This window comes from Marinifilum sp. N1E240 (genome assembly GCF_009295825.1).
Classification (GTDB): domain Bacteria; phylum Bacteroidota; class Bacteroidia; order Bacteroidales; family Marinifilaceae; genus Marinifilum_A; species Marinifilum_A sediminis.
In genome coordinates, this window is record NZ_WHKF01000033.1 from 1 (window position 1) to 1,149 (window position 1,149).

General features: G+C 33.2%; 1 protein-coding gene. It reads left to right on the plus strand.

Going from position 1 to position 1,149, the window contains the following annotated elements:
• Positions 1–215: 215 nt before the first annotated feature.
• Positions 216–854, plus strand: coding sequence for a hypothetical protein (locus GCQ56_RS20135; RefSeq protein ID WP_152736337.1), 639 nt, complete (start codon positions 216–218; stop codon positions 852–854).
• Positions 855–1,149: the final 295 nt, after the last annotated feature.

Genomic DNA, 1,149 nt, shown 5'->3' on the forward strand with positions numbered 1-1,149 from the left:
TGGCTCAAATAAGAACCTCAATTCTATTTCAAATTAAAAGGATTTTCAATTTTTATGTATCCTTAAAACTGCTATATTTAAAGCTTAATTGAGCAGTTTAATCAGTTTTTAGACAAACTGCCGTTGGCATTAATTGAAATAAGAACCCTGCAATCATTGAAGCAAGTATGAGACAAAGAGAATATAAGATTAAAGTACATTCAATAGTTAGGTTTATGATTGCTTGGATTGGAATACTTCTATCAAGCATTATTCTGATTTTTGACAATTTACCGCAATCTGACAGTGAGATAATATCAATTATTCAATTTTTAGCAGTATTTGTGACCTCATTTTATCTTGCGCACTTGATTGGAATGGGAAAGGCAAAAGTTGTTTTAACGCAAGAAGGGATTAATCATATTTGGGAACGCAGATTTATTTTGAGTTGGGAAAAGAGCTTTCGTGTTCCGTGGAATTTGGTTGACAACTATGTATTTCAGGAAGACAGAACATTTGATAGTTTTATAATAAACTTAACCAACAAGACAAGGTACAAAGTAAACAGACTTAATGTTTTGCCAATCAAAGATGACTTTAACCGACTTGTTAAGGATTTTCCAAGATTATCAAATGACTATAAAAACGGACTTGATTCAGATACTGAAATTAAACCGATTAAAGAAGGAGAAAGTATTTATGCAAGCAAATCATTCCGATGGGTTTTCTATTTCTTATTAGCTGGATTTCTAATATTAGCACTTACAAAAGTGTTTAATCCTAACTCTGGTACAACTTGGAGTTCCTTAGGAGTGATTGGAAGTGGAGTACTATTTTACGGAATGATGATAATCGGACAAAAGAAGAACAACTAATGCCAACAATAAATATAAGCAATAGCGGTTTCTGTGGTTATTTGGGTGGCAGTAGTTCTAATCAGCCCCGCCAAATCTGCCGATTTGACTATTTAGATAAGGTGCAGCTTTGGCTAATTAGCAACTTGACACGAAACCGCTTTAAAGTCCGCTACTGCTCATATTCGAGCCGTTAGGGGCAATAGACGATTACAAAAATGAACAGATTGATAAATATGAAAACTGACAGAATTATTCTATTGCTTTTTGCACCATGGATAATTCTATTTGTAGTTCCAATAATTCCATTTTTTAA